At 73.1% G+C, this 25,275-nt stretch carries 20 protein-coding genes and 2 pseudogenes; 12 read left to right on the forward strand and 10 right to left on the reverse strand.

What is annotated here, in order from left to right:
- Positions 1-14 precede the first annotated feature (14 nt).
- The 3 genes from CIK06_RS02090 (at position 15) to CIK06_RS02100 (ending at position 4,291) form a co-directional block, all read left to right on the forward strand.
- Entirely contained in the window at positions 15-1,547 is a 1,533-nt protein-coding gene (locus CIK06_RS02090) for an NADH-quinone oxidoreductase subunit M (protein WP_095563380.1), read from the forward strand.
- On the forward strand, positions 1,544-3,100 hold the full coding sequence (nuoN, locus tag CIK06_RS02095) for an NADH-quinone oxidoreductase subunit NuoN (protein ID WP_095563381.1): 1,557 nt from the start codon (positions 1,544-1,546) through the stop codon (positions 3,098-3,100). The genes CIK06_RS02090 and nuoN overlap by 4 nt, the downstream gene beginning before the upstream one ends.
- A gap of 114 nt (positions 3,101-3,214) precedes the next feature.
- Positions 3,215-4,291 carry a polyprenyl synthetase family protein gene (locus tag CIK06_RS02100; RefSeq protein WP_095563382.1) on the forward strand — a complete coding sequence of 359 codons (1,077 nt, stop codon included), beginning with the start codon at positions 3,215-3,217 and terminating at the stop codon, positions 4,289-4,291.
- 137 nt (positions 4,292-4,428) lie between these two features.
- Here CIK06_RS02100 and CIK06_RS02105 read toward each other — a convergent pair whose 3' ends face one another.
- Positions 4,429-5,661: an MFS transporter gene (locus CIK06_RS02105; protein WP_095563383.1), complete on the reverse strand. Its 1,233-nt coding sequence runs from the start codon at positions 5,659-5,661 to the stop codon at positions 4,429-4,431.
- Positions 5,662-5,816: 155 nt separating this feature from the next.
- On the opposite strand from CIK06_RS02105, the gene CIK06_RS02110 reads away from it, so the two are divergent.
- The 3 genes from CIK06_RS02110 to CIK06_RS02120 all read left to right on the forward strand — a co-directional run bounded on the left by CIK06_RS02110 (position 5,817) and on the right by CIK06_RS02120 (position 7,918).
- Positions 5,817-6,599: an IclR family transcriptional regulator gene (locus CIK06_RS02110; RefSeq protein WP_095563384.1), complete on the forward strand. Its 783-nt coding sequence runs from the start codon at positions 5,817-5,819 to the stop codon at positions 6,597-6,599.
- Positions 6,600-6,728: 129 nt separating this feature from the next.
- On the forward strand, positions 6,729-7,223 hold the full coding sequence (locus CIK06_RS02115) for a sigma-70 family RNA polymerase sigma factor (protein ID WP_232534229.1): 495 nt from the start codon (positions 6,729-6,731) through the stop codon (positions 7,221-7,223).
- Positions 7,220-7,918, forward strand: a complete 699-nt coding sequence (locus CIK06_RS02120) for an anti-sigma factor (RefSeq protein WP_095563385.1) — start codon at positions 7,220-7,222, stop codon at positions 7,916-7,918. Before CIK06_RS02115 ends, CIK06_RS02120 begins: the two co-directional genes overlap by 4 nt.
- A 19-nt stretch (positions 7,919-7,937) precedes the next feature.
- Here CIK06_RS02120 and rarD read toward each other — a convergent pair whose 3' ends face one another.
- Positions 7,938-8,870, reverse strand: a complete 933-nt coding sequence (gene rarD / locus CIK06_RS02125; protein WP_095567499.1) for an EamA family transporter RarD — start codon at positions 8,868-8,870, stop codon at positions 7,938-7,940.
- A gap of 194 nt (positions 8,871-9,064) precedes the next feature.
- The gene (locus CIK06_RS02130) at positions 9,065-9,451 is read right to left on the reverse strand and encodes a phage holin family protein (RefSeq protein ID WP_095563386.1); all 387 of its coding nucleotides are present in this window, start codon (positions 9,449-9,451) and stop codon (positions 9,065-9,067) included.
- Between the two features lie 165 nt (positions 9,452-9,616).
- Between CIK06_RS02130 and eccB the strand changes: the two genes are divergently transcribed.
- From eccB to CIK06_RS02145, 3 genes are all read left to right on the forward strand, one after another.
- A complete protein-coding gene (gene eccB / locus CIK06_RS02135; protein ID WP_095563387.1) occupies positions 9,617-10,999 on the forward strand; it encodes a type VII secretion protein EccB in 1,383 nt (460 codons plus the stop codon).
- Between the two features lie 367 nt (positions 11,000-11,366).
- Entirely contained in the window at positions 11,367-11,684 is a 318-nt protein-coding gene (locus CIK06_RS02140) for a WXG100 family type VII secretion target (RefSeq protein WP_095563388.1), read from the forward strand.
- Positions 11,685-11,706: 22 nt separating this feature from the next.
- The gene (locus CIK06_RS02145) at positions 11,707-12,000 is read left to right on the forward strand and encodes a WXG100 family type VII secretion target (protein ID WP_095563389.1); all 294 of its coding nucleotides are present in this window, start codon (positions 11,707-11,709) and stop codon (positions 11,998-12,000) included.
- Between the two features lie 125 nt (positions 12,001-12,125).
- Here the strand turns inward: CIK06_RS02145 and mycP are convergent, their stop codons facing one another.
- The gene (gene mycP / locus CIK06_RS02150; protein ID WP_095563390.1) at positions 12,126-13,433 is read right to left on the reverse strand and encodes a type VII secretion-associated serine protease mycosin; all 1,308 of its coding nucleotides are present in this window, start codon (positions 13,431-13,433) and stop codon (positions 12,126-12,128) included.
- Positions 13,434-13,592: 159 nt separating this feature from the next.
- Here mycP and CIK06_RS02155 point away from each other — a divergent pair, with 159 nt between their 5' ends.
- Together CIK06_RS02155 and CIK06_RS02160 are read left to right on the forward strand one after the other, a co-directional pair.
- Positions 13,593-15,848 (forward strand): SseB family protein, encoded by a 2,256-nt coding sequence (locus CIK06_RS02155; RefSeq protein ID WP_095567500.1) that lies wholly within the window; start codon positions 13,593-13,595, stop codon positions 15,846-15,848.
- Positions 15,845-16,210 carry a hypothetical protein gene (locus tag CIK06_RS02160; protein ID WP_095563391.1) on the forward strand — a complete coding sequence of 122 codons (366 nt, stop codon included), beginning with the start codon at positions 15,845-15,847 and terminating at the stop codon, positions 16,208-16,210. The genes CIK06_RS02155 and CIK06_RS02160 overlap by 4 nt, the downstream gene beginning before the upstream one ends.
- A 134-nt stretch (positions 16,211-16,344) precedes the next feature.
- On the opposite strand, the gene CIK06_RS02165 is transcribed toward CIK06_RS02160, so the two are convergent.
- The 5 genes and pseudogenes from CIK06_RS02165 to acs all read right to left on the reverse strand — a co-directional run.
- A complete protein-coding gene (locus CIK06_RS02165; RefSeq protein ID WP_095563392.1) occupies positions 16,345-17,283 on the reverse strand; it encodes an alpha/beta fold hydrolase in 939 nt (312 codons plus the stop codon).
- Positions 17,284-17,377: 94 nt separating this feature from the next.
- Positions 17,378-17,905: a hypothetical protein gene (locus tag CIK06_RS29065; RefSeq protein WP_157756566.1), complete on the reverse strand. Its 528-nt coding sequence runs from the start codon at positions 17,903-17,905 to the stop codon at positions 17,378-17,380.
- Between the two features lie 98 nt (positions 17,906-18,003).
- Positions 18,004-20,406: an immune inhibitor A domain-containing protein gene (locus CIK06_RS02180; protein ID WP_095563395.1), complete on the reverse strand. Its 2,403-nt coding sequence runs from the start codon at positions 20,404-20,406 to the stop codon at positions 18,004-18,006.
- A 335-nt stretch (positions 20,407-20,741) separates the two neighbouring features.
- Positions 20,742-21,245, reverse strand: a pseudogene (locus tag CIK06_RS32270) (acetyl-coenzyme A synthetase); the annotation flags it as partial.
- Positions 21,246-21,362: 117 nt separating this feature from the next.
- Positions 21,363-22,847, reverse strand: a pseudogene (gene acs / locus CIK06_RS02185) (acetate--CoA ligase); the annotation flags it as partial.
- A 208-nt stretch (positions 22,848-23,055) separates the two neighbouring features.
- Between acs and CIK06_RS02190 the strand changes: the two are divergent.
- Entirely contained in the window at positions 23,056-23,886 is an 831-nt protein-coding gene (locus tag CIK06_RS02190) for an oxidoreductase (RefSeq protein ID WP_095563397.1), read from the forward strand.
- A gap of 169 nt (positions 23,887-24,055) precedes the next feature.
- Here the strand turns inward: CIK06_RS02190 and CIK06_RS02195 are convergent, their stop codons facing one another.
- Entirely contained in the window at positions 24,056-24,862 is an 807-nt protein-coding gene (locus CIK06_RS02195) for an HAD family phosphatase (RefSeq protein WP_095563398.1), read from the reverse strand.
- Positions 24,863-25,275 lie beyond the last annotated feature (413 nt).

Raw genomic sequence — 25,275 nt, forward strand, 5'->3', positions numbered from 1 at the left:
GGTAAGGCCGAATCATGTCCGACTTTCCCTACCTCTCGGTGCTCACCGTCGCGCCGCTGGTCGGCGCGCTGGTGGTGGCGTTCCTGCCGCGCACCCGGCCGGACCTGGCCAAGCAGGTCGCCTTCGGGTGGTCGTTGGCCGTCCTGGTGCTGGCCATCTTCACCTGGATCGCCTTCTCCGCCGACGGCGACCGGCTGCAACTGCGTGAGTCGTACACGTGGATCCCCCGCTGGGGCGTGAACTTCACCTTCGCCACCGACGGCATCGCGCTGGTCATGCTGATGCTGATCGCGGTGCTGGTCCCGCTGGTCATCCTGGCCAGCTGGCACGACGCCGAGGGATCCAAGCGCAGCGTCCCGGTCTACTTCGCACTGCTGCTCGCGCTGGAGTGCACGATGATCGGCGTCTTCGCGGCCGCCGACGTGTTCCTGTTCTACGTGTTCTTCGAGGTCATGCTCGTACCGATGTACTTCCTGATCGGCAGCTACGGCGGCCACCAGCGGCAGTACGCGGCGGTGAAGTTCTTTCTCTACTCGCTGGTCGGCGGCCTGTTCATGCTGGCGGCCGTGATCGGCCTCTGGGTCGTCGGCGGGCACACGTTCGACTGGCAGACGCTGCTGAGCGCCGACATCAACACCAACACGGCACGCTGGCTGTTCCTCGGCTTCTTCGTCGCCTTCGCGATCAAGGCACCGTTCTTCCCGTTCCACACCTGGCTGCCGGACGCCGGTGGCGCCGCCCCGGCGGGTGCGGCCGCGCTGCTGGTCGGCGTGCTCGACAAGGTCGGCACGTTCGGCATCCTGCGCTACTGCCTCCCGCTGTTCCCCGAGGCGTCGCGCTGGTTCGCGCCGTGGGCGCTGGCGCTGGCGGTCATCGGCATCATCTACGCGGCGCTGCTCGCGATCGGCCAGAACGACCTCAAGCGGCTGGTGTCGTACACCTCGATCGCGCACTTCGGCTTCATCGGGGTCGGCATCTTCGCCTTCACCACCCAGGCCGGCACCGGCGCGGTGCTCTACATGCTGAACCACGGCCTCGCCACCGGCCTGCTGTTCCTGGTGGTCGGCATGCTGGTGGCGCGCCGCGGCTCGGCCATGGTCCGCGACTTCGGCGGCGCCGGCCGGCTGGTGCCGCTGCTGGCCGGCGTGCTGTTCTTCGCCGGTCTGGCCTCGCTGGCGATGCCCGGCACCGCGCCGTTCATCTCCGAGTTCCTGGTGCTGCTGGGGACCTTCACGGTGAACAAGCTGGTGGCCGTGATCGCCACCGCCGGCATCATCCTGGCGGCGGCGTACGTGCTGTGGATGGTGCAGCGGACCACGCAGGGCACCCTGAACCCGGCCCTGACCGAGTCGGCGGACATGCGGCGCGACCTGACCCTCCGGGAGAAGGTCGTCGTGGCGCCGCTGATCGCCCTGCTCCTGCTGCTCGGCTTCTATCCGAAGCCGGTCACCGACGTCATCAACCCCGCCGTCCAGGCCACGATGCAGGACGTCGGCAGGACCGACCCGGCACCGACGGTCGGCAACGTACAGGAGGCCAGCCGGTGAGCGATGTGAAGTTCCCCGCGATCAACTACTCGGCGCTCGCGCCGATCCTGATCCTCTTCGGCGTGGCCTGCCTGGGCATCCTGGTCGAGGCGTTCGTGCCGCGCCGGCTGCGCCATCCGGTGCAGCTCACCCTCGGCCTGCTCGGCCTGCTCGCCGCCGGCGCCATGGTGCTGCGCAACGTGCACGCCCGCACGATCACCGTCGGCGACGCGGTGGCGGTCGACGGGCCGACGCTGTTCCTCCAGGGCTCCATCCTGGCGCTCGGTCTGCTCGCGCTGCTGCTGATCGGCGAGCGCTCGGTGGAGCGCGGCGGTGCGTTCGTCCCGCACGCGGCGGTGGTCATCGACTCGGCCGCGGACCGGCGGCAGAGCGGCGGCGGCGCGACCGAGGTCTACCCGCTGACCATGTTCGCCACGGCCGGCATGCTGCTGTTCGTCGCCGCGAACGACCTGCTGACGATGTTCATCGCCCTGGAGGTCTTCTCGCTGCCGCTCTACCTGCTCTGCGCGCTGGCCCGACGCCGGCGGCTGCTGAGCCAGGAGGCGGCGATGAAGTACTTCCTGCTCGGGGCGTACGCCTCGGCGTTCTTCCTGTTCGGCATCGCGCTGGTGTACGGCTTCACGGTCGGCGTCAGCAACGGCCGGTCCGGGCAGGGCGGCGTGGACTTCGCCACCATCCACGCGGCCGTGCGGGACTCCTCGGCCAGCCCGGTGCTGCTGTTCGCCGGCATCGCGATGGTCTCGATCGGGCTGTTGTTCAAGGCCGCCGCGGCGCCGTTCCACGTCTGGACCCCGGACGTCTACCAGGGCGCGCCCACCCCGGTCACCGGCTTCATGGCGGCCTGCACCAAGGTGGCGGCCTTCGGCGGCCTGCTCCGGGTGCTGTACGTCGGGTTCGCGGGCGCGGCCTGGGACTTCACTCCCGTGCTGGGCGCGATCGCCGTGCTCACCATGCTGGTCGGCGCGGTGCTCGCGGTGACGCAGACCGACATCAAGCGGCTGCTGGCCTACTCGTCGGTCGCGAACGCGGGCTACCTGCTGGTCGGGGTGCTGGCGCTGTCCAAGGACGGGCTGTCCAGCACGATGTTCTACCTCGTGGCGTACGGCTTCACGGTGCTGGCGGCGTTCGGCGTGGTGACCCTGGTGCGGGACGACGACGGCGAGGCCACCCACCTGTCCCGGTGGGCCGGGCTGGGCCGCCGCTCGCCGCTGTACGCCGGGCTGTTCACCTTCCTCCTGCTGGCGTTCGCCGGCATCCCGCTGACCAGCGGCTTCACCAGCAAGTTCGCGGTCTTCGGGGCGGCGTTGGACGGTGGGCAGACCTGGCTGGTCATCGCCGGCGTGCTGACCAGCATGCTGCTGGCCTTCCCGTACCTGCGGGTGGTCGTGATGATGTGGCTGTCCGAGCCGGGTGAGAGCACCCCGGTCGTGACGCTGCCGGGCTGGGCGACCGGTGCGGCCGTCACCATCGGTGTGCTGGCCACCCTGGTCCTGGGCGTGGCACCGGCCCCGCTGCTGGACCTCGCCAACGGTGCGGCGGAATTCGTACGATGATCGACTCCGACCGGGTGGGCGGTGTCCACCGCCCACCGGATCGGGTCCCCGGCATGCGGGAGGCGCCCGTCACCTGCGCGGCGCCCCCACCTGGCGAGGTCGGCAGGGTGTGGCATGGTTGAAGACGTGGTGAGACCGGGGGAGCAACGCGCAGCCGGGGCCGGCGGGCAGCCGGCGGGGCCGGCCGCGCCGTTCGAGGGGGTCGGCATCGACCTCGTCGATCCGGCGGTCGAAGCCTCGCTGCGTTCGATGCTGGCGGCCGTGGAGGAACGGCTCCGCAACACCGTGCTCAGCGCGGATCCGATGGTGACCGAGGCGGCTCGGCACCTGGTCGAGGCGGGCGGCAAGCGGTTCCGGCCGATGCTTGTCGGGTTGAGCGCCCAGTTCGGCGTGCCGGACCGGCCCGAGGTGGTCACCGCCGCCGCTGTGATGGAGCTCACCCACCTGGCCACGCTCTACCACGACGACGTGATGGACGAGGCGCCGGTGCGCCGCGGCGCCCAGAGCGCGAACTCCCGGTGGACGAACTCGGTGGCGATCCTGGTGGGCGACTACCTGTTCGCCCGGGCCGCCGACCTCTCCGCCGAGTTGGGGCCGGAGGCGGTCCGGTTGCAGGCCCGCACCTTCGCCCGGCTCGTGCACGGGCAGATCGCCGAGACCGTCGGCCCGCGGGACGGCGAGGACCGGGTGGCCCACTACCTCGGGGTGATCAGCGAGAAGACCGGCTCGTTGATCGCCACGTCCGCGCGCTTCGGCGGGCTGTACGGCGGCGCCGACCGGCACCTCGTGGAGGCGCTGGGCGGGTACGGCGAGACGATCGGGATGGCCTTCCAGCTCTCGGATGACCTGCTGGACATCGCCTCCGAGTCGATGCAGTCGGGCAAGACGCCCGGTACCGATCTGCGGGAGGGCGTGCCCACCCTGCCGGTCCTCTACGCGCTCGCCTCGGAGGACCGGGACGCCGCCTCGGTGCGGCTGCGCGAGATCCTGGCGGCCGGCCCGGTGACCGACGACGCGCTGCACGCCGAGGCCCTGATGCTGCTGCGCGAGTCGCCGGCGCTGAAGCGGGCCAGGGAGACGGTCCGCAGCTACGCCGAGGACGCCCGGGAGCGTCTCGAACCGCTGCCCGCGGGTGGGCCGCGGCGGGCCCTGGAGTCGCTCTGCGACTTCATCGCCGACCGCACCGGCTGACCCCCGCCGACCGGCCGCTGAGCCGGCCACCGCGCCGCTGGGCGCCCCGCCGGCCACCTTCTTCGCCCGTCGTCCTCCTTACCCCGTGCCGTCCACCGTGGGTCGCGCCGCTGGGCGCCGGGCCGACCACCGGCCGGCTACCGGGCGTGTGCCACCCTCGGCCGGGCCGCAGCGGCCTGTGCCGCCCGGACGCGCAGCAGGAGACGCCGGCCGGACAGCATGAGCCCGGCCGCCACCAGCATGCTCACCGCCGCCACCGCCCACATGGTCGGGTAGCCCAGGTGGCCGGCGACCGCACCCAGTCCGAGCGGGCCGACGCAGCCGCCCGCGTACACCCCGGTCTGGGTGATCGAGGTGGCCGCGGCCGGCGCCTGCGGATGGAGCCGGACCACCGCGAAGTTGAGCAGGCCGGGCCAGGCCCAGCCGAGGCCGAAGCCGAGTGTGATTCCGGCCACCATGGACGGGACGCCGGCCACCGCCAGCAGCCCGAGTCCCGCCGCGCCGACCACCAGCATGCCGGCGATCACGGCGACGTGCCCCGAGGCGCGGCGGTCGGCCAGCCAGCCGGAGCCGACCCGGGCCAGGACGCAGACGGCGCTGCCGAAGGTGAGGGTGAGGCCGGCCAGGCCGGGCGAGAGGCCCCGGTCGGCGGCCGAGTCCACCACGAAGGTGCCCAGCGCGTTGGCCGCGCCCGAGGCCAGGGCGCCGGCCAGGCCGAGCACCGCGAGCGCCACGGTGGCCCGGCCGCCGCTGCGCTCGGCCCTGGCGATCCGGCCGCGCCCGTCCGGCGGCACGGCGGGCAGCGCGGTCAGCGCCGCGACGGCGGCCACCACGAAGGCCCAGCGCCAGCCGACGGTGAGCGCCACCGTGGGCACCGCGGCGCCGGCGAGCAGGGTGGAGATGGGGATGGCGGCCTGCTTCACCCCGAACGACAGCCCCTGCCGGCCGGCCGGCACGTGCCGGGCCAGCGACATGTTGCTGGCGAGCTGGCCCAGCGCGTTGGCGCCGGCGCTGATCGCCAGCAGCAGCACCAGCAGCGCGTACGACCGGGCCAGCAGCCCGATCGCGAGCAGGGCGCCGGCCGCGAGCAGGATGCCGGACCGGGCCACCACGGCCGGGCCGTACCGCTCCACGAGCGTGCCGGACGGCACCGAGGCCAGCGCGCTGACGCCGAAGTAGACCGAAACGGCCAGTCCCAGGCCGGCGGGGGAGAACCGCAGCTCGTGGCCCATCTGCACGGCGAGCCCGCCGACCAGGAAGACCGGTACGACGCAGGCGACCGTGGTGGCGACGGCGCCGGCGGCCACCCGGACGGGCTGGACGGGCCGGCCGGACGCGCTGCGGGGGGAGCGGCGGTCGGCGGTGGTCATCGTGATCGACTCTACGCTTTCTCGCTCTGATGAACCCTTCGTATCTGTCGCGGTACTGACCGTCGCGATAAGATCTGGCATCCTCGATCCCATCCGGGCATTTCGCAGACGCCCGGATTTACATATGGTGTAAGTACCCGTCGGCGGAGGTGGTTGTGCGCGACCCCTTGGCAGAACCTTCGGACCTGATCCGCAGCGTGTCGCGGGCGCTGCGGGTGCTGGAGGCGGTTGGCCGGGCCCCCAAAGGGCTGACCGTGAAACAGATCGCGCGGCGGTGCGAGCTGACCGTGGCCACCACCTATCACCTGGTCCGCACACTCGCGTACGAGGGGTACGTCATCCGGCGCGAGGATGGTACGTACATCGTCGGGCTTGAGGTGGCGGACCGGTACCGCGAACTGGTGACCGCGTTCCGCGGGCCGCCGCCGGTCGGCGAGGCGCTGCGCCGGGCCGCCGTGGAGACCGGCTACAGCCATTTTCTCGGCCGGTTCGTGGGCGGCCAGGTGGCGATCAGCGCGGTCGCCGAGGGGCCGCGCTCGCCGTACCTGGAGGACCTGGTGCCCGGGTTCGACGAGGGCGCCCACGCGACCGCGCTCGGCAAGGCGCTGCTGGCCACCCTCACACCCGAACAGCGACTCCGCTACCTGCGGGAGTTCGGCATGCGCCCGTTCACCCCGGCCACCCTCACCGGCGCCGAGGCGTTCGAGGCGGACATCGCGGCCGGCGACCGCCGGGGGATGCAGGTGGAGATGGGCCAGTTCCGGCAGGGCGTCGCCTGCGCCGCGGTACTGGTCACCCCGGAGAAGGAGATGGAACGCCGGGTGGTGCTCGCCTGCGCGCTGCCGGCCGCCGAGATGATGACCTCGGCGCGCATCGTCCGGGCGAAGCTGATCGCGGTGGCCCGCTCGGTCGCCGACGGGCTGGCCACCGAGGCGTGACCGGCCGCGATCCCGCCGGGCGACCGGCCCCGGGCTGAACCTTTCCGCTGCTGACCGCGTACGAGAGAACGGATACGGGGCGCGGTACGAGCGGAGGGAGTGCCGGTCATCAGCGATCTCGACGCCCAACTGCTGCGGGCGCTGCACGACGAACACGCCGACGCGCTCTTCGCGCACGCGCTGCGGCTGGTGGGCGGCGACCGGCAGCGGGCCGAGGACCTGGTCCAGGAGACCCTGCTGCGCGCCTGGCGGCACCCCGAGGCGCTCGACCCCGGCCGCGGGTCGGTCCGGGCGTGGCTGTTCACGACCGCACGCAACCTCGCCATCGACGCCTGGCGGCGGCGCAGCTCCCGGGTCGGCGAGGTGGTCACGGACAACCTGCCGGAACCGCCGCAGGGCCCGGACGAGGCGGACCGGGCGGTCGAGGCGTGGACCGTGGCCGAGGCGCTGGGCCGGCTCAGCCCGACCCACCGGGAGGTCCTGGTCGAGTGCTTCTACCTGGGCCGGTCCGTCGCCGAGGCCGCCGCCCGGCTCGGCGTGCCGCCCGGCACGGTCAAGTCGCGTACCCACTACGCGTTGCGTTCGCTGCGGCTGGTGCTGGCGGAGATGGGGGTGACCCGGTGACGAGCTGCGAGTTCATCTACGACGACGGCGCGTACGTGCTGGGTGCCCTCGCCCCGGCGGAGCGGGCCGCGTACGAGCGGCACCTCGCCGGCTGTGCCGAGTGCCGCGAGGCGGTGGCGGAGATCGCCGTGCTGCCCGGCCTGCTCGGCCGGCTCGACCCGGCCGGCCTGGAGAGCATCGCCGGGCCGCCGGAGCCGCAGTCGCGGCTGCCCGGCCTGATCGCGGCGGCCCGCGCGGACCGGCGCCGCAGCCGCCGCCGGACCCGGATGCGGTACGCCGGTGCGGTGCTCGCCGCCGCCGGGCTGGCCCTCGTGTTCGGGCTGGGCGTCACCCGGCTGGCCGGGGACGCCGCGCGGCCGGCGCCGAGCGCCTCGACCGTGCCGCTGGCGGCGATGCGGCCGGTACGCGGGGCCGGGCCGGTGACCGCCGAGGTGGCCGTCACCAGCACCGCCTGGGGAAGCCGGGTGACGATGCACTGCCGCTACCCGGCGACCGGCGACTACCCGGAGACGCGTACCTTCCGGCTGGTCGCGATCGGCGCGGACGGCGCCCGGGAGCAGGTGAGTTCGTGGCTGGCGGCGCCCGGCGACGACGTCACGCTCACCGGCGCCACCCGGCTGTCCGGCCCGGAGCTGACCCGGCTGGAACTCCAGCGGCAGGACGGCACCCCGCTGCTCGGCTACGACGTCCGTTGACCGGCCCGCAGCGGGTCGGTCAGGGCGTCGCGGCGGCGGCCTCCGGGGCGGTCCCGGCGAGCGGGACGATCCGGGACCGCCGGCGCGCGGTCCGCAGGCCGTCCACGGTGAAGACGATCAGGGCCAGCCAGACCAGGGCGAAGCCGACCAGCCGGGCCGGTGGCATCGGCTCGTGGAAGACCAGGATGCCGCAGCCGAGCTGGAGGACCGGGGTGAGGTACTGCAACATGCCCAGCCCGGTCAGCGGCAGCCGGTTGGCCGCGCCGGCGAACATCAGCAACGGTACGGCGGTCGCCGCCCCGGCCAGTACGAGCAGCCCGCTGTGCGGCAGCGGACCGTGCCCGAACGTGCCGGTGCCGCGCCACTGCAACCAGCCGAGGTACGCCAGCGCCGGCAGCGCGAGCATGGCGGACTCGGCGAACAGTCCCTCCGCGGCGGGCAGCGCGAGCCGCTTCTTGACCAGCCCGTACCCGGAGAAGGTGAACGCCAGGGTGAGGGCGAGGTACGGCAGCCGGCCGTAGTCCACGGTCAGCACGGCGACGGCCAGCGCGCCCAGCCCGAGCGCGACCCACTGGGCCGGGCGCAGGCGTTCCCGGAACACGGTGACGCCGAGCAGCACCACCACGAGCGGGTTGATGAAGTAGCCGAGGGCGGTCTCGACGACCCGGTCGGAGTTCACGCCGTAGATGTAGGTGCCCCAGTTGACCGCGATGAGGGTGGCGGCCACCGCGATGCCGGCCACCGCCCGGGGCCGCGCGAACAGCCGGCGCAGGAAGCCCCAGTTGCGCAGCGCGGCCAGCACCAGGGCCACGAAGACGACCGACCAGACCACGCGGTGCGCCAGGATCTCCACCGGGCCGGACGGCCGGAGCAGCTTGATGTACAGCGGGTAGAACCCCCACAGCGCGTACGCGGCGAAGCCGTACAGGTACCCGCGCCCCAACTCGGTCATGACGACCACCGTAAGGGGCCAGATTCGGTTCGTTCCTTGCTTGTGGTGGGGGTCACGGCCGGCGGCCGGCAACCGACTCCCGGTTGCTGGCCGCCGGCCGGGCCGATCCGCCGATCCGCCGATCCGATCCGCCCGCCGACGGGCGACCCGGCGGATCGGATCGGCGGACCGGATCGGCGGATCGGCGGCGAGGATCAGTCGCGATCCATGATCAGGCCGAGCACCCAGGTGACCACGCCGACGAAGAGCGCGCCCAGCACGCCCGCCGGCCAGAAGCCCTCGACGTGGAACGGCAGGTCGAGCTGGCCGGCGATCCAACTGGTCAGCAGGAACAGCAGCCCGTTGACCACCAGCGCGATGAGGCCCAGGGTGAGCAGGTAGAGGCCGCAGCCCACGGTCTTGATGATGGGGTGCAGTACGCCGTTCACCACCCCGAAAATGATCGCGACCAACAGCAACGTGGTCACCTTGTCCACATTGGAGTCGGTAGTCAGGTCGATTCCCGGAATCACCAACGTGGCCAGCCAGAAGGCGATCGCGGTGGTCACCAGGCGGACCAGAATTCCCTTCAGAAAACCCATGCCCGGCATGGTGCCATGCAGCCCCCCAGGTCAGAAGGTCCCAACGGGCCCAACCGGCGGACCTGCCCGGATGTGCGTCCACGCGGCTGCCATCCGTGTGCGGCCGGTCGCCCACCGTCGACCGTTGCGGCCTATCGTATTGGCCGGAGTCGTTGGGAGGGTGCGATGCCGGCACGGCAGGACCAACTGCACTCGTACCAGTTCGTGGTCCAGCGGATGGTGGCGGCGCTGGTGGTCCGGGAGACCGACCCCGCGCGCTCGCCGTTCCGCCGGTCGGCCTCGGCGGCCCTGGCCGGCCTGCTGGTCGCGGGGATCGGCCTCGGCGTCGCCGCGCTCTACGGCGTCGCGACCGGCGGCGCCGACCAGTACCGGGACGGCACCGCGGTGATCGTGGAGCGGGAGACCGGCGCGCGGTACGTCTACCGCGGCGAGCGGCTGCACCCGGTGCTCAACTACGCCTCGGCGCTGCTCATCGTCGGGTCCGCCGAACCGCGTACCGTCCTGGTCTCCCGGCGGTCCATCCGGGACGTGCCGCGCGGTACCCCGCTCGGGCTGGCCGGCGCCCCCGACTCGCTGCCCGGAGCCGACCGCCTCACCGGCCAGGGCTGGGCGGTCTGCTCGGCCGCCGCGGACGCGACAGGCGCGGCGCCGGCCTCGGTGGTGCGGGTGGGCCGGCCGCCGCTCGGCCGGCCGCTGGGCGACGCCGGTGTGCTCGCCCGGCATCCGGACGGCAGCCTGCACCTGTTGTGGCACGGTCGCCACCACCTGATCCGCGACCCGGACCTGGTGCTGGCGGCGTTCGCCTGGAGCAGCCGGCGCGCCGTGCCGGTGGCACCGGCCCTGCTGGCCGCGCTGCCGCCCGGGGCGGACCTGGCGCCGGTGCCGCTGAGCGGATCGGGACGGCCGTCCCGGGTGCCGGGTGCGGCGGTGGGCGAGGTCTTCGTGGTGCAGACCCAGGGCGGCGCCCGGCAGTACGCGGTCGCCGCGGCCGACGGGCTCGCCACGATCACCGCGTTGCAGGCGGACCTGCTGCTCACCGCGGGCGGGCAGGCCGAGCCCACCGTGCTGGCGCAGGGCCGGTTCGCCGCCGCGCCGAAGCGGCCCGACCTGGTTCCCCAGGGCGGGATGGCGCCGCCGGCCAGCGCGCCGGACCTGGTCGACACCGGTGGCGCGACGCTCTGCGGCCGGATCGAGCCGGGCTCGGCCGGGCCGCCGGAACTGCGGATCGATGCCGGCGAACCCGGGGCGGCCGACGGCGTGGACGCCGGTCCGCACCCGGCCGGCGAGGTCCGGGCGGATCGGGTGGCGGTGCCCGCCGGCGGCGGCGCGGTGGTCCGGGCCATGCCGGCGCCCGGCGCGTCCGGGGGCGCCGTCTGCGTGGTCACGGACCTCGGCCGCCGGTACGCGGTACCCGACCCGGACGTGCTGGCCATGCTCGGCTACCGGGACGTGCGACCGGTGGAACTGCCGGCGGCCGTGCTGGCGTTGCTGCCGCCGGGTCCGGTGCTGGAGCCGCAGGCGGCCCGGTCGCCCGCTCCCGGTCCCTGACCGGCGGCCGGCTCGGTCACGCTTGCCGGCTCGGTCACGCGTTGCCGGCCTGGTCACGCTTGCCGGCCTGGTCACGCTTGCCGGCCTGGTCACGCTTGCCGGCCTGGTCACGCGTTGCCGGCCGCTGAGCGGTGGTCGGCCGGTCCCGTGGTCGGCAAGTCCCGTGGTCGGCCGGCGGTCGGCCGGTCCGGTTGTCCGGTCCGGTTGTCCACAGGGTCGGCGGCGTTGTCCACAGGCGGCACCCGGGGGGCTACCGGCCGTACTCACGACCGGATACCGTCAGCCACGGGAAATCGACCGATGACGTTGGGTGAGCCCGGCCGGCGGTGCCGGCGTGGGAATCCGGGCGCGGAAGCGGGGTGGGCGCATGTCCCAGACACGGGCCGAGGCCGAGGTGCTGCGGCAGACCGCGGCGAGGTTCGAGCGGGCCGACGAGGCGTTGCAGGCCATGCTGAGCGGCCTGCTGACCGAGCTGGCGGGGTTGCGGCAGAGCTGGCGGGGTGCGGGCGGCCGCTCCTTCGAGCAGGTCCAGCAGCAGTGGTCGCGGGACCAGGCCGCGATCCAGCGGGCGTTGCGGGAGACCGCCGGCGCCATCCGGACCGCCGGCCAGCAGTACGACAGCACCGACGGCGCGGTGGCCAGCCGGGTGTCCCGGGCCGGCCGCGGCATCCAGCTACCGCTGTGACGAGGCAGAGGAGGCGCGGCTCATGCACGACGACCAGTTGATCGTCAGCTTTCCGGCGCTGCAACAGGCGAGCGCCGACATCCAGCGGGCGGTGAACACCCTGGACGCCCAACTGGCGCAGTTGGAGCGGGACGCCGCGCCGCTCGTGGCCACCTGGGAGGGGCCGGCCCAGGCGGCGTACGAGCAGCGGCAGACCCGGTGGCGCACCGCCGCGCAGGACCTGCGGCAGATGCTGGGCGAGATCAAGGTGGCCGTGGACGAGTCGGCGGCCGACTACCTGAGCACCGAGAAGCGCAACGCCAGCCTGTTCCAGTGACCCGGCGCCGGGCTGACCCGGCTCCCTGCCCCGTTGGCCAGGGCGTTTGAACGCCTGACGGACTTTCGGGCGCCACAAACGCCTCGATCAACGGGACGGGTGGGGCAGACCGGTGGGCACGCGCCCTAGCGGTCCCGGTCGGGCGGGTCCGTGCGGCCCTCCGGCGGCGCCCAGCGGCGCCGCCGGCCGCGCGGCAGGACGGCCGCGGCCGCGACGCTCAGCAGCGCGCCCAGGACGGCGACCGAGGCCACCAGCAGCGCCGCGCGGTGGGCCGCCGCGCGCCGGGCGGAGTGCCGGGCCGCGTCGTGGTCCGGGGCCGGCACGGGTACGTCGGGCCGGGCCGCCGCCGGGGCGCCGGGCCGTTCGGTCATCGCCCGCTCGGGGTCGAGCACGCCCGCGCCGTACCCGGCACCGGCCTCCGGCGCCGGGTCCGTGCCGGCCAGGATGCGCTCGCCCACCTGGACGGCGTTGAGTGTCGGCCGGTACTGCCGGACCAGCGCGGCGGTGGCGCTGACGAACGGTGCGGCGTAGCTGGTCCCGTCGTGCGGGCCGGCGCCGTGCGGGCCGGCGGCGGCCGTCACCTCGGCACCCGGTGCCGCCACGTCGACGTCCGGCCCGACCTGCGAGAACGACGACCTCCGGCCATCCGGTCCGATCGAACCGACCCCGATGACCCCGGGGTAGGCGGCCGGGTACGACCGCGGGTCGCCCTCCTCGTGCAGGTTGCCCACGGCGGCCACCACCACGACGTCGTGCGCGAGCGCGTAGCGCACCGCCTGCCGCACGGCGGGGTCGTCCCGGTACAGCACCACCGACAGGTTCAGGACGTCCGCATGGTGCTGGACCGACCAGCGGATCGCCTGGGCGAACTGGTCCGGGGTGCCGGCCCGGCCGGACGTCCGGCCGTCGACCATCTGCTGTTCGCTCACCCGAACCGGCAGGATCCGGACATCGGGCGCCAGTCCGCGTACGGCCGAGCCGGGACGCGGCGCGGCGGCGACGATGCTCGCCACGGCCGTACCGTGACCCACGCAGTCCCGGCGGCCGTCGCCGCCGGGGTCGAGAAAGTCGGTCCCGGCCAGCACCCGGCCGGCCAACTGCGGGTACGTCGCGTCCACACCGGAGTCGATGACCGCGACCGTCACGCCTCGCCCGGTGGCGAGCGCGGCGAGCCGGTCGGGTGGATAGCGCAGCTGTGTCCAGGGGATCCCGCCGACCGCTCCCGCGCTGGGGGTCGGTGCCAGGGCGGAAGCCGGGGTCGGTGTCAGGGCCGGTGCCGGCGTCGGCGTCGATGTGGTGGCCGCACAGCCGGAGCCGGCCGCGTGGCCCGCGAGCCAGGGGGAACCCGGCGGCCGGTCGGGCGCCGCACCGGCCGGGCAGCCGGCCGCCGCCAGGATCACCGCGGCTGCCGTGACGGTGCGCAGCGAGGGCATCGCACCTCCCGCAACGTGTCGGATTCGGCACGGCATGTTACCGCTACGGGCCTGGTGGCGGTGTCCGAGGACTTAACCGTCCTACAATTATGATCATGCTTCGTCCCTTGTAGGTTGTATGCGAGGCCCGCGGCTTCTTCGATCGAAGGGAGGGTGGCCGTGACCGATTGGGAGCCGGCCACCGAGGCGGAGGACGCCCTGCGGGACGCGCTCCGGGACGAGGATCAGGAGCGGTATTTCCTGGTTCTGTCCCGGTCCGAGCTGTTTCTGCCGGTACTGGCCGGGCAGGAGGCCGGCTGGGGCACCTGGACCGCCGACGGCCGGACCCACGTGTTGGCGTTCACCTCCGCCGCGGCGGCCGCGGCCTGCCTCGGCGAGCATGCCGGTCCGACCCGACGGATCCGGTACGCCGAACTGGCCGGCCGCTGGCCCAGCCAGCAATGGTGGCTGGCGGTCAACCCCGGTCTGCCGATCGAGAGCTACCTGCCGGCCTGGTTCGTGGCGCAGTTGGCCGGCGGCGATGTGCGGCTGTCGGGTCCGGCGGGCGGCTCGACCGGTCCGGCTGACGCCGCCGCCGCGCAGGCCCGCCCGGTCGAGCCGAGCCCGCCGGACCCGCTGGTCCGCCCCCGCTCGCCGGACCCGGCGGTCCAGTCCGGCCTGCCGAACCCGCCGGTCCAGTCCGGTCCGCCGCACCCGCCGCACCCGCCGGACCCGGCGGTCCAGTCCGGTCCGCCATACCCGCCGGACCCGGCGGTCCAGCCGAGCCCGCGGGGCCGGGCGGCGGAGAACAGCAACGGCCAGCACTGGCCGGCGCCGCAGCCGGCCCGACCCGCATCGTCCCGTCCGCCGTCGTCCCGGCCCCCGCAGCCGGCCGGTCAGCGGGACGGATCCTTCGGCCCACCGCCACCGCCCTTCGCGCCACCGCCCTTCGCACCACCACCGTCCGCGCCGCCGCCCCTCGTGCCACCGCCCTTCGCACCACCACCGTCCGCGCCGCCGCCCCTCGTGCCACCGGCCGCATCCGCGGCCGAGCCGGTGCCGGACGGTGCACCGGCGGGCGTGGCCACCGCCGTCGAGCAGGTCGGGTTCGCCGAGCCGTCCTGGCCGGCCGCGCCGGCGGGGCACGAGGGCGGACGCCCGCTGATCATCGATGGCGCCCTGGTCGACGAGTTCCGGCCGGAAACCGGCGGCCGGCCCGATGCGGAACCCGCCGAGCCCGGACCGACCGACCCGCGGCCGGCGAGGGGCGCGGCGCTCGGGGACCCGGAACCGGCCAACGGCGCGGTGCCGACGGCACCGACATCCCAACCGACATCCCAACCGACATCGCAACCGGCACCGATCCCGTCCGCCGACGATCCCGGCCGCGATCCCGCCGGGGCGGCCGGCGGCGACCCGGCCGCCGATCCGGGCGGCCATCACGCCGCTGATCCCGGCGTAGCCGAGCCGCCGGACGAGGAGTTCACCCCCGCCAACGACGTCGAGGAGCGCCTGTACGACGCCGCGGCGCAGGGCAGCACGGACGCCTTCCTGTCCACCCTGCTGCTGGCCCGGGTGCTGCTGCCGGTCGATCCGGCGTCGACCGCTGGCGCGGTACCCGGCGAGCCGGGATTCCGGTGGCGCACCGAGCCGCTGGGTGAGGAGCGCTTCGTGGTCGTCTTCACCTCGCCGGAACGGCTCGCCGAGCATCTGCCGCCGGACACCCCGCTGACCACCGTCTCGTTCGTGCAGCTGATCCGCCGGTGGCCCGACCCGGCGTGGTCGTTCGCGGTCAACCCGGGCACCCCGGTGGGCGCGAAACTGCCCGGCGAGCAGGTGCTGGCGCTGGCGAACTGGGCCGGCGAGGCCGGTCTGGAGGACGAGCCCGGCGCAGCGGCGGGACCGGGGCCGTCGCCACAGGAGCCGGAGCCGGCGGGGCCGGCCGCGCCCGCCCCACCCGTGCTGATGCAGAAGGCCGTGGCACCCAGCCAGCTCGGCTACTACCTGGAGCGCGGCTACGACCGGGTCGCGGGGTTCGTGCAGCGGGCGGCCGAGGTGTCGCACCTGCGCACGCCGGCCGAGTTGTACGCGGCGCTGGGCCTGCACCACCCGGGTTCCCCGTTCGACCGCGACGCCGGGGAGATCTACCTGCTGCGCTGGCCCGCGTACCGGCCGGACCTGTACCGGGTCCCGTTCGGCGGCCAGACCGACGAGGCGATGCGGGCCATACAGGGCTGGATGGTCGAGCGCCCGCCGTTCCGCGGCAACGGGTTCGCCCCCGGCGACGGGCGGAACGTGATCGCGGAGTTCAAGCTGGACAGCGTGCGGCTGCCGCACGGCGCGCAGCTCTGGCGGGTCGCCGCCGACGGCACCGAGCGGCTGGTGGCGACGCTCGACACCGACCTGCTCGGCTGGATCCCGGCGGTGCCGTCGTGATCCGGGACGGCTACCTGGCCCGGTGGCGGGACCGGGAGTACGACGCCAGCCCCGACGGGGAGCGGGTACGCCTCTACCTGAGCGAGCCGGCCGAGGACTTCACCGAGGTCGAGCCCGGTCGGTACGCGCGGGTGGTGCCGGCCGGCGAGGTCACCGAGCTGGTGTACGTCCGTACCGTCTGCTCCTGGCACGGCCAGCCGTTCATCGTGCTCGCCGCGCAGGACGGCTGGCTGCGGCTGGAGTACATCGGAGGTCGCTGGCCGGTGGCGCAGGCGTTGGGCCTGGAAGCCTTCGAGTACGGCGTGTACCAGGGCTGGGCGCGGGCCGCCGAGGTGACCGGGCTACAGGAGCACCGGGTCTGACCCGCGGGAGCCGCCCGGCGTCCGCCCATCCGCCCAACCAGCGTCCGCCCATCCGCCCGGCCAGCGTCCGCCCATCCGCCCGGCCAACGTCAGGCCGTGCGCCGGCCGGCCGGCGTCAGGCCGTCCGCCGACCGTCAGGACTTGGCCCAGCGCAGCACCTCGCCGAGCACCAGATCCGGGACCTCCAGGTGCGGGAAGTGGCCGACCCGGTCCAGCAGGCGCCACTCGTACGGGGCGATGACGTACCGGCCCGAGCCCTGCGCGGTGCGCGGCAGCGAGGCCCCGTCCAGCGCGCCGTGCAACTGGAGGGTGGGCGTGACGATCGGCTCCTGCATGAGCTTGACGAAGCGGTAGCCGTGCAGCCGCAGCGCCGAGCGGAACGCCCAGCGGTAGCCCTCCAGGGCGCAGAACGCGGCCTGCGGGATCCGCATCGCCTCCCGGTAGCGTGCGACGTACCCCGCGAACGAGGGACCGTGCACCCAGTCGGCGCCGCCCCAGCGGGCCAGGATCTCGCCGATCAGCGCGGCGTCGTTGCGGGTCAGCACGTGCTCGTACCGGGGAAGCTGGAACCGGAGCGTCGGGGTGGCGGCCGCGAACTGTCCGCGGGGGTCGGCGAAGATCGCGGTGCGCAGCCGCAGCGGATGCGGTGCGCCGAGGATCACCAGCCGGCGTACGAGGGTGGGGTGGAAGGCGGCGGCGGCCCAGCCGAGCATGCCGCCGGCGCCGGTCCCCACCACGGTGGCCGAGCGTTCGCCCAGCCCCCGGATCAGCCCGGCGACGTCGGCCGCGAGGGTGTACCCGTCGTACCCGCGCGGTGGCTTGTCGCTGGCGCCGTAGCCCCGCAGGTCCGCGGCGACCGCCCGGAACCCGGCATCGGCGACGGCCGGCAGGATCTCGTGCCAGGCCCACCAGAACTCCGGGAAGCCGTGCAGGAAGAGCACCATCGGGCCGGTGCCGGCCTCGACCACGTGGAACCGGCTGCCGTTGGCGCCCACGAAGCGATGGGTCCACGGGCCGTCGGTCAGCACGCAGGACTCGTCCACCGCGTCGAGCCGGACGATTCGCTCGCTCATGCCCGACAGCCTAGGTGCCGGGATCGACGGCGGCCCGGGTCCTACGGGTCGGACCAGGGAAACGTCCGGGTGATCACCGCCGCCGGCTCCGGGTTCAGGTGAGTCGGCGTACGCTGCGCAGCTGCACCGGTCGGCCCGGCCCGCAGTCGACGTCCGCGGGCGCCGGCCCGATCGTGGCCACCACCCGGGTGCCCACGGCCAGCGTTCCGGCGCCGGTGCCGTGCAGGGCGTACTCGACACCGTCGTCGTCGACCAGGCCGTAGCACGGCCCGGAGCCGCCCCGGGTGATCCAGCCGCCGATCGTGTCGGCCGGGATCCGGTCGGTCGGGTCCTTCGGCGGCTTGCCCGCCGGACCCATCGTCGGCGGGACGGGGTTGGACAGCGGCGGCCTGGTCGAGGCGGGGGGACCGGCCGGGGACGTCGGGTCGGACGGGCCGCTCGGTTCCGCCGACGGCCGCGCGCCTTCCGGTCCACCGCTGCTGGACGGCGTACCGCTGCTGGACGGCACGGCACTGCTTCGCGGCACGGCGTCCCCCTTCGGGCCGGCGCAGCCGGCGACGGCCAGGCCCAGGCCCAGCAGCGGCGCCACCGAGCCGGAGATGATGCGGCGGTTGAACGACATGCTGTTCTGACGCTCTGACCAGCCCAGAGGTTCCCACCGCGGCAAAGGGCGACGCCCGGGACCGGCGTGCGGTCCCGGGCGTCGCCTGGTGCGGTGGGTCAGGAAATGCGGATCTTCATCGAGGTGCCGTTCTGCTCAAGAACCTTGATCTTGACTCCGGCCGCCGGCAGCTTGACGCCGTGGTTCGGCAGCGCCGGGTCGAAGTAGTTCTTGGTGTCGTTGAACAACGGCTGTGCGTCCTGACCGCGGATGTACTGCGGCTGGCCGTTGATGTGCAGGGTGAACGAGTCCGCCTTCTTCAGGCTGAACGGAGCGTCGTAGATCTGCACCCGGACCCGCCAGGGGTTGCCCGTGAGGTTGTAGATCGGGCGCGGGTGCGCGTCGATGTACAGGTTGAGGCCCTCACCGGGGTGGTCGCTGACGTTGTTGTCGACCTGCGAGGTGTCCCAGTAGGAGATGAGCAGACCCTGCTGGTACGGGTAGTGGTCGACGTAGTCCGGCCGGCTGTTCATGTAGCTGAAGTAGTACGGACCGGTCTTGAGGTACTTGTCGTAGGAGACGTAGGACCGGTTGCCCGCGATGTAGTAGTTGTCGTACAGGTTGGTCACCGACGCGCCCACCACGGAGAAGCCCTTGAGGGCCCACCCGGCGTCCGACTCGGCACCGTCGCTGAAGACGGTGGAGCCGTCGGCCGTGACGGTGATGGCGTCGCCGAACATGCCGCCCTCGGAAACGCCACCGTCGGTGCGGTAGTGGAACCGGAACAGCACGTTCTGGCCCGCCACCGAGTCCAGCGGAACGTTCAGGTCGACCCAGGCGCCACCGCTGGAGCCGTCGATCGCCGGGGTGCCGCTGGCGTCGTGGTCGAACGCCTCACCACCGACCGTGCCGTCCATCGCGGTCCAGGACTGCCCGCCGTCGGTCGAGGTTTCGAGGTACATGTAGTCGTACCCCTCCTCGATCGAGTAGCGCGCCTTCATGGACAGCGACGCCGACGTCGCACCCGTGAGGTCGAACTCCCGGGTCATGGTGTTGTTCAGGTCGTCCGCGTTGCCGGAGAAGTACTGCTTGCTTCCCTCGAACGGTGCGCCGAGATCCGTCGTCACCGACTTCTTCGGCAGCGGTACGACCACGGCCTGTGCCTTGGCCGAGTTGTACTCCTGCGGACCCAGGTTCAGGGTGCGCTTCTGGCCCGCGACGACCACCTCGTAGTCGAGCCAGCCGAGCTGGAGCTTCTGCCAGGCGCCGATGTCTCCCGGGCGGGTGCCGAGAGCCTGGTCGTCCTTGGCGTTGAGCCGGCTCTGGGCCATCAGGCTCCAGTGCTCGACCGCGTTGTCACCGGCACCGTTGGTGTCGTAGTCGTCCGGCAGACCGAGGTCGTGGCCGTACTCGTGGCAGAACACGCTCAGCCCACCGTTCTCGGGCTGCATCGTGTAGTCGCCGATCCACAGGCCGGTGTCGCCGATCTGGGTGCCACCCAGCGGGTTGTCCGCCGGGCCGGTGCGGCCGATGTCGCTGCCGTACGCGTACCACCGGTGGCTCCAGATGGCGTCCTCACCCTGGTACGGGTCACCGTCGGCCTGGTCGCCGCCGGCGTGCACGATCTGGAAGTGGTCGATGTACCCGTCCGGCTCGTTGAAGTCGCCGTCACCGTCGTAGTCGTACCGGTCCCACTGGTCGAACTGCTTGACGTCCTCGGCGATCTCGGCGTCGGTGCGGCCCTGTGCCTTCTGGTCGGCGACCCACTGGTTCGCGGCGTCCCGGACCAGCGCCCAGACGTTGTTGCAGACGCTGGAGCCGCACGGGTAGCCGTTGGAGCGGCCGTACCGGGCCTCGTTGTACTGCACCCGGACCCAGTCGGTGACCTCGCCGTCGACGCTGTACCGCCCAGAGGACTGGGTCTCGTAGTAGGTCTTCAGCGACTCGACGCCCTTACCGGTGCCGAAGTACATCTGCCGGTAGTGGTCGGCGTCATAGTCCGGCTGCCACACGGTGGTGTTGTCCACCGCGCGGTTGGGCTCCGGGATCTCGTTGTTCAGCGGCCCGTCGAACCGGGTGGGACCGGGCGTGTTCGGGTCCGTGTCCTGGTCCGGGTAGTTCGGGTGCCGCTCGTTGCCAAATTCGGCCAGGATGACGAAGATGTGGTCCGTCTTTTCCCGGGCCAGCTCGACGTACTGGTCCTTCTTCTTCTTGGCCGTCTTGCCGCCGACGAGGGCGCGGGCGCCCTTACCGGCGATGCCGGAGCCAGCGGTTTCGCCGACCTTGACGACGGTGCTGCCGTTCCGCTTCTCGGCCTTGGACTCACCGTTCAGAACGCTGGTGAGACCCTCCTGGCGCAGGGCGCGCCGCTTGTCCTCAAGCGGGTTGGGCAGTTCATCCCGTTGCGGGGCTGCGTCGGCGGCGGCCGGTGTCACGGCCGCTGCCTTGCTTACGGGCGCCGCCATCGCGGACGGGCCCAACGCCACACCCGTCGCGGTCAACGACAACCCGAGTAGCCCCACTGCGACTTTGCGCACGTGGTACCTCCGGTGTAGGGGATGCCGGCGCCAAGGGGGAGGCTGACACCGGCCGGATCGGCCCCATCTTGTGGGACTTCTGTGAACCTAGACACCGGTGGGAACCATGGGAAGTACCACGCGTCGTTTTATTGCAAGATTTTGATGGTCACGTCGTTCGATGTAATAGCGACGTCGTCCGGACGAGGCATCGACCAGCCGTCCGGCGGACCACAACCGGGTGAGTCGATCCCTGCGACGTACCTGGTCCGACCCGGCAACAGGGGTCCCGGTCGCGACGCGACCGGGACCCCTGTGCGTGCCGAACCGGATCGGCGTGCTCAGTCCTCGTCCGATTTCCCGGACCGCATCCCGGACGAGATCAGCTCCATTACGGACGAGTCCTGCAACGTGGTCACATCGCCCAGAGAGCGGTTTTCGGCCACATCCCGGAGCAACCGCCGCATGATTTTTCCGGACCGGGTCTTCGGCAACTCCGGTACCAACATGATCTGGCGGGGCTTGGCGATCGGACCGAGCGTCTTCGCCACGTGGTTGCGCAACTCGGCGATCAGCGCCTCGCCCGCGTCGCCCGAGGTGTCGATGTTCCCGCGCGGGATGGTGAACGCCACGATCGCCTGACCGGTGGTCGGATCCGTCGCGCCCACCACGGCCGCCTCGGCCACCGACGGGTGCGAGACCAGCGCCGACTCCACCTCCGTGGTGGAGATGTTGTGCCCCGACACCAGCATCACGTCGTCCACCCGGCCGAGCAGCCACAGGTGCCCGTCGTCGTCCTTCTTGGCGCCGTCGCCGGCGAAGTAGACCCACTCGCCGCCGCCGCCGTTGCCGTCGGCGCCTGCGCCGCTGTGTTGGCCGTCGGCGCCCGCGCCGCTGTGTTGGCCGTCGGCGCCCGCGCCGCTGTGTTGGCCGTCGGCGCCCGCGCCGCTGTGTTGGCCGTCGGCGCCCGCGCCGAAGCGCGACCAGTACGTCTCCAGGAAGCGCTGGTCGTCACCCCAGATCGTGCGCAGCATCGACGGCCACGGCTCGCGCAGCACCAGGTAGCCTCCGCCGCCGTTGGGCACCGGTACGCCCTGGTCGTCGACCACGTCCGCGGCGATCCCGGGCAGCGGCGACATCGCGCTGCCCGGCTTGGTGGCCGTCACCCCGGGCAGCGGCGAGATCATCATGGCGCCGGTCTCCGTCTGCCACCAGGTGTCCACCACCGGGCAGTTACCCCGGCCGATGTGCTGGCGGTACCACATCCACGCCTCGGGGTTGATCGGCTCGCCGACGCTGCCCAGCAGCCGCAGCGAGGACAGGTCGTGCTCCTGGGGAATGTCCTCGCCCCACTTCATCATCGTGCGGATCAGGGTCGGCGCGGTGTACAGGATGCTCACCCGGTACCGGTCGACGATCTCCCAGAACCGCCCCCGGTCCGGGGTGTCCGGCGTCCCCTCGTACATCACCTGGGTGGCGCCGTTGGACAGCGGGCCGTACACGATGTAGGAGTGCCCGGTCACCCAGCCGATGTCGGCGGTGCACCAGTAGACGTCCGTCTCCGGCTTCAGGTCGAACACGGCGTGCGTGGTGTAGCTGGCCTGGGTCAGGTACCCGCCGGTGGTGTGCAGGATCCCCTTCGGCTTCGCCGTGGTGCCGCTGGTGTAGAGGATGAACAGCGGGTGCTCGGCGTCGAACGCGCTGGCCTCGTGGCTCTCGTCGGCCGTCTCCACGGCCTCGTGCCACCACACGTCCTTGTCGCCCCAGGCGACCTCGCCGCCGGTGCGCCGCACCACAAGCACGTGCTCGACCGTGTCGGAGCGGGACACCGCCTCGTCGACCGTCGACTTCAGGTCCGACGGCTTGCCCCGGCGGTACCCGCCGTCCGAGGTGATCACCAGTTTGGCGCTGGCGTCGGCGATCCGGCTGCTCAGCGCGTCGGCGGAGAAGCCGCCGAAGACGACGCTGTGGGTGGCGCCGATCCGGGCGCAGGCGAGCATCGCGACCGCCGCCTCGGGGATCATCGGCAGGTAGATCGCCACCCGGTCGCCGGCGGTCACCCCCAGGTCGGTCAGCGCGTTGGCCGCCTGGCAGGTCAGCTTGAGCAGTTGCGCGTACGTGATGGTCCGGGTGTCACCCGGCTCGCCCTCCCAGTGGATCGCCACCCGGTCGCCGTTGCCGGCCGCGACGTGCCGGTCGAGGCAGTTGTACGCCACGTTGAGCCGGCCGCCCACGAACCACTTGGCGAACGGGGGGTTGGACCAGTCCAGCGTCTGTTCCCAGCGCTGCGCCCAGTCCAGCCGGTCGGCCTGCTTCGCCCAGAAGGCCAGCCGGTCGGCGGCCGCCTCGTCGTATGCCGCCGCCGTCACGTTGGCGTCGTTGGCGAGCCCGTCCGGCGGTGGGAAGACCCGGGTCTCGTTCAACAGATTGGCCAGCGTCTCGCTCATCTCAGCCCGTCCCTCCGCTTCCCGTGACGTACATCATGCGACCCTAGTCGCGCCCGGCGGCGCATCGCGACCGGAGGCCGAGCGTGCGGTGGCCCGGGCGCCGAACGGTGCTTCTCGGGCGCCGGCCGGTCCGGGGCGCCGGCTGGTCCCGGACGTCGGCCGGTGGATCGCCGTGCCGGGGCCACCGGCGCGGCACTAGCGTGGTCGGGTGACCACCGACCCGCTCGCCCCGCTGCTCTCCCTCGCCGACGTCGCGCCGGCCGTCGACCACGCCCGCGACCGGGTCGACCAGGCGCTGCGGCACCGCGCGTTGCGGCGGCAGGGCGGCCGGGTGGCGGCCGAGGTCAGCCTGCGCTGCGCGGTCGCCAGCGCCGCGATCGAGGGCCACGGGTACGACCTGGATGCCGTCCGCGCCGGCACGGTCACCGATCCGGTGGTGCAGGGCGCGCTGCGGGTCGCCGGCGAGTTGCCGGGACTGGCCGACCGGTGGTCCCGGGCACCCCGGCAGGTACTGGCCCGGCTGCACGTGCTCGCCGCCCGGGACGCCGTACCCGCCGACGAACTGGGGCGGCCGGGCGCCGCGGCGCCCGGCGACCGTCCGCCGGTCTCGCCGGCCGGTGCCGGTCCAGGGGCGGTGGCCGCTCCGCAGGTCTCGCCGGCCGGCGGCCCGGCTGTGGGGGCGGCGCTGGGCGTGCGGCTGGACGGGCTGGCCGCGCTGGTGGCCGGCGGCACCAGCGCGCCGCCGGTGCTGCTGGCCGCCGTCGTGCATGGCGAACTGCTGGCGCTGCGACCGTTCGCCGGCCCCTCCGGCGTGGTGGCCCGCGCGGCGGCCCGGCTGACGCTGCTGTCCACCGGCTTCGACCCGCGTGGCCTGGTGGCCGTCGACCTCGGCCACCGCGAGCGGCAGCCCGAGTACGTCGGCTCGGCCGGCGCGTTCGCCACCGGTACCCCGGACGGGCTGCGGTCCTGGCTCCGGCACTACGTCGCGGCCGTCGAACTGGGCGCCGACCGGCTCACCCAGATCTGCGACGAGATCTGAGCGGGCGCCGCCTTCGGCGTACCGGCGGCCCCGGCGCTTCCGCGAACGCCGCGGGTTCCGTTTCGGCGGGTGCGTGCCGGTGTCTGCCGCTTCGGCGGCTGCCTCCACGGTGTCTGCCGTTCGGGCCGGTGCGGGCCGGTGGGTTCCGTTTCGGCGGGTGCCTGCCGGGTCAGGTCGCCGTGCCCAAGGCCCGACTGCGCCGGTGCCGTCCGTACCAGGCGACCCCGATCGCGACGCCCACCCCCACCCCGAGCGCCGCCGCGGCGACCGGGACGGCGGGCCGGTCGCGCAGCCGGCGGCCCACCGGTACGGGGCGGCGGAACTCCAGGATCGGCCAGCCCTGCTCGGTGGCGAGCTTGCGCAGCGCCCGGTCCGGGTTGACGGCCGTGGGGTGGCCGACGCACTCCAGCAGGGGGCGGTCGCTGATGGAATCGGAGTAGGCGTACGACTCGGTCAGGTCGTATCCGCGGCGGCCAGCCAGTTCCTCGACCGCGGAGACCTTGCTCGGGCCGGCGGCGTAGAACTCGACCTCGCCGTTGTACCGCCCGTCGGTCACCGACATCCGGGTGGCGATCACGTCCGTCACCCCGAGCAACTCGCCGATCGGGCGCACCATCTCCTCGCCCGAGGCCGACACCAGCACCACGTCCCGGCCCTCGGTCTGATGGTGTTCGATCAGGGCGGCCGCCTCGGCGTAGACGTACGGGTGGATCAGCTCGTGCAGGGCCTCCGTGACGACCTGCCGGACCTGTTCCACGGGCCAGCCCTTGCAGAGCGCGGCGAGGTAGTCCCGGGTCCGGGCCATCGTCTGCTCGTCCGTGCCGCCCAGCCGGAACATCAACTGCGCGTACGCGGACTTCACGACGTCCTGCCTCGTGATCAGCCCATCCCGGTAGAACGGCCGGCCGAACGCCAAGGCACTGGACTTGGCGATGACGGTCTTGTCGAGATCGAAAAACGCGGCACTTCGGCCCACGGCGGGCAAGTCTAGCCGGATGAGCTACGCTCGGCGGGAGTGCGGGGTCACACCAGCATGTCAGGGCGCGGTAGGGTCCTGACTCGGCGGTCAGGTGCCTCGGCTTCCAGACGACACGCAGCGTCCGCGGAATTTTGCAGGGAGTGGATGCGGTGGCCACTCGACGTATACAAGACGGCTCAGGCATGCTTGTATCTACGACAGATTCATAGCTAGCTCTCGGCGGTTGCACCCCCCGTGACCGCTGAGTGGGTTCGACTCAACCCCCCCGGAGCCGAACCCGTAGACGACCCCCGTCACCCCCCGACGGGGGTCGTCTCCTCTTCGGGTACAGCCATTCACCCAGGTCATAGGTCGTCATAGGCTGGCGAATCGCGGCCACATCCATGATCAACTCGTCTTCGGCGAAGTCG

The organism is Plantactinospora sp. KBS50, from assembly GCF_002285795.1.
GTDB lineage: Bacteria > Actinomycetota > Actinomycetes > Mycobacteriales > Micromonosporaceae > KBS50.

What these genes read in the sequence shown, in the direction of transcription:
- CIK06_RS02090 (WP_095563380.1), top strand. Translation starts at nt 15, where the DNA reads ATGTCCGACTTTCCCTACCTCTCGGTGCTCACCGTCGCGCCGCTGGTC.
- CIK06_RS02100 (WP_095563382.1), top strand. Translation starts at nt 3,215, where the DNA reads ATGGTTGAAGACGTGGTGAGACCGGGGGAGCAACGCGCAGCCGGGGCC.
- CIK06_RS02105 (WP_095563383.1), bottom strand. Translation starts at nt 5,661, where the DNA reads ATGACCACCGCCGACCGCCGCTCCCCCCGCAGCGCGTCCGGCCGGCCC.
- rarD (WP_095567499.1), bottom strand. Translation starts at nt 8,870, where the DNA reads ATGACCGAGTTGGGGCGCGGGTACCTGTACGGCTTCGCCGCGTACGCG.
- CIK06_RS02130 (WP_095563386.1), bottom strand. Translation starts at nt 9,451, where the DNA reads ATGGGTTTTCTGAAGGGAATTCTGGTCCGCCTGGTGACCACCGCGATC.
- eccB (WP_095563387.1), top strand. Translation starts at nt 9,617, where the DNA reads ATGCCGGCACGGCAGGACCAACTGCACTCGTACCAGTTCGTGGTCCAG.
- CIK06_RS02140 (WP_095563388.1), top strand. Translation starts at nt 11,367, where the DNA reads ATGTCCCAGACACGGGCCGAGGCCGAGGTGCTGCGGCAGACCGCGGCG.
- CIK06_RS02145 (WP_095563389.1), top strand. Translation starts at nt 11,707, where the DNA reads ATGCACGACGACCAGTTGATCGTCAGCTTTCCGGCGCTGCAACAGGCG.
- mycP (WP_095563390.1), bottom strand. Translation starts at nt 13,433, where the DNA reads ATGCCCTCGCTGCGCACCGTCACGGCAGCCGCGGTGATCCTGGCGGCG.
- CIK06_RS02165 (WP_095563392.1), bottom strand. Translation starts at nt 17,283, where the DNA reads ATGAGCGAGCGAATCGTCCGGCTCGACGCGGTGGACGAGTCCTGCGTG.
- CIK06_RS29065 (WP_157756566.1), bottom strand. Translation starts at nt 17,905, where the DNA reads ATGTCGTTCAACCGCCGCATCATCTCCGGCTCGGTGGCGCCGCTGCTG.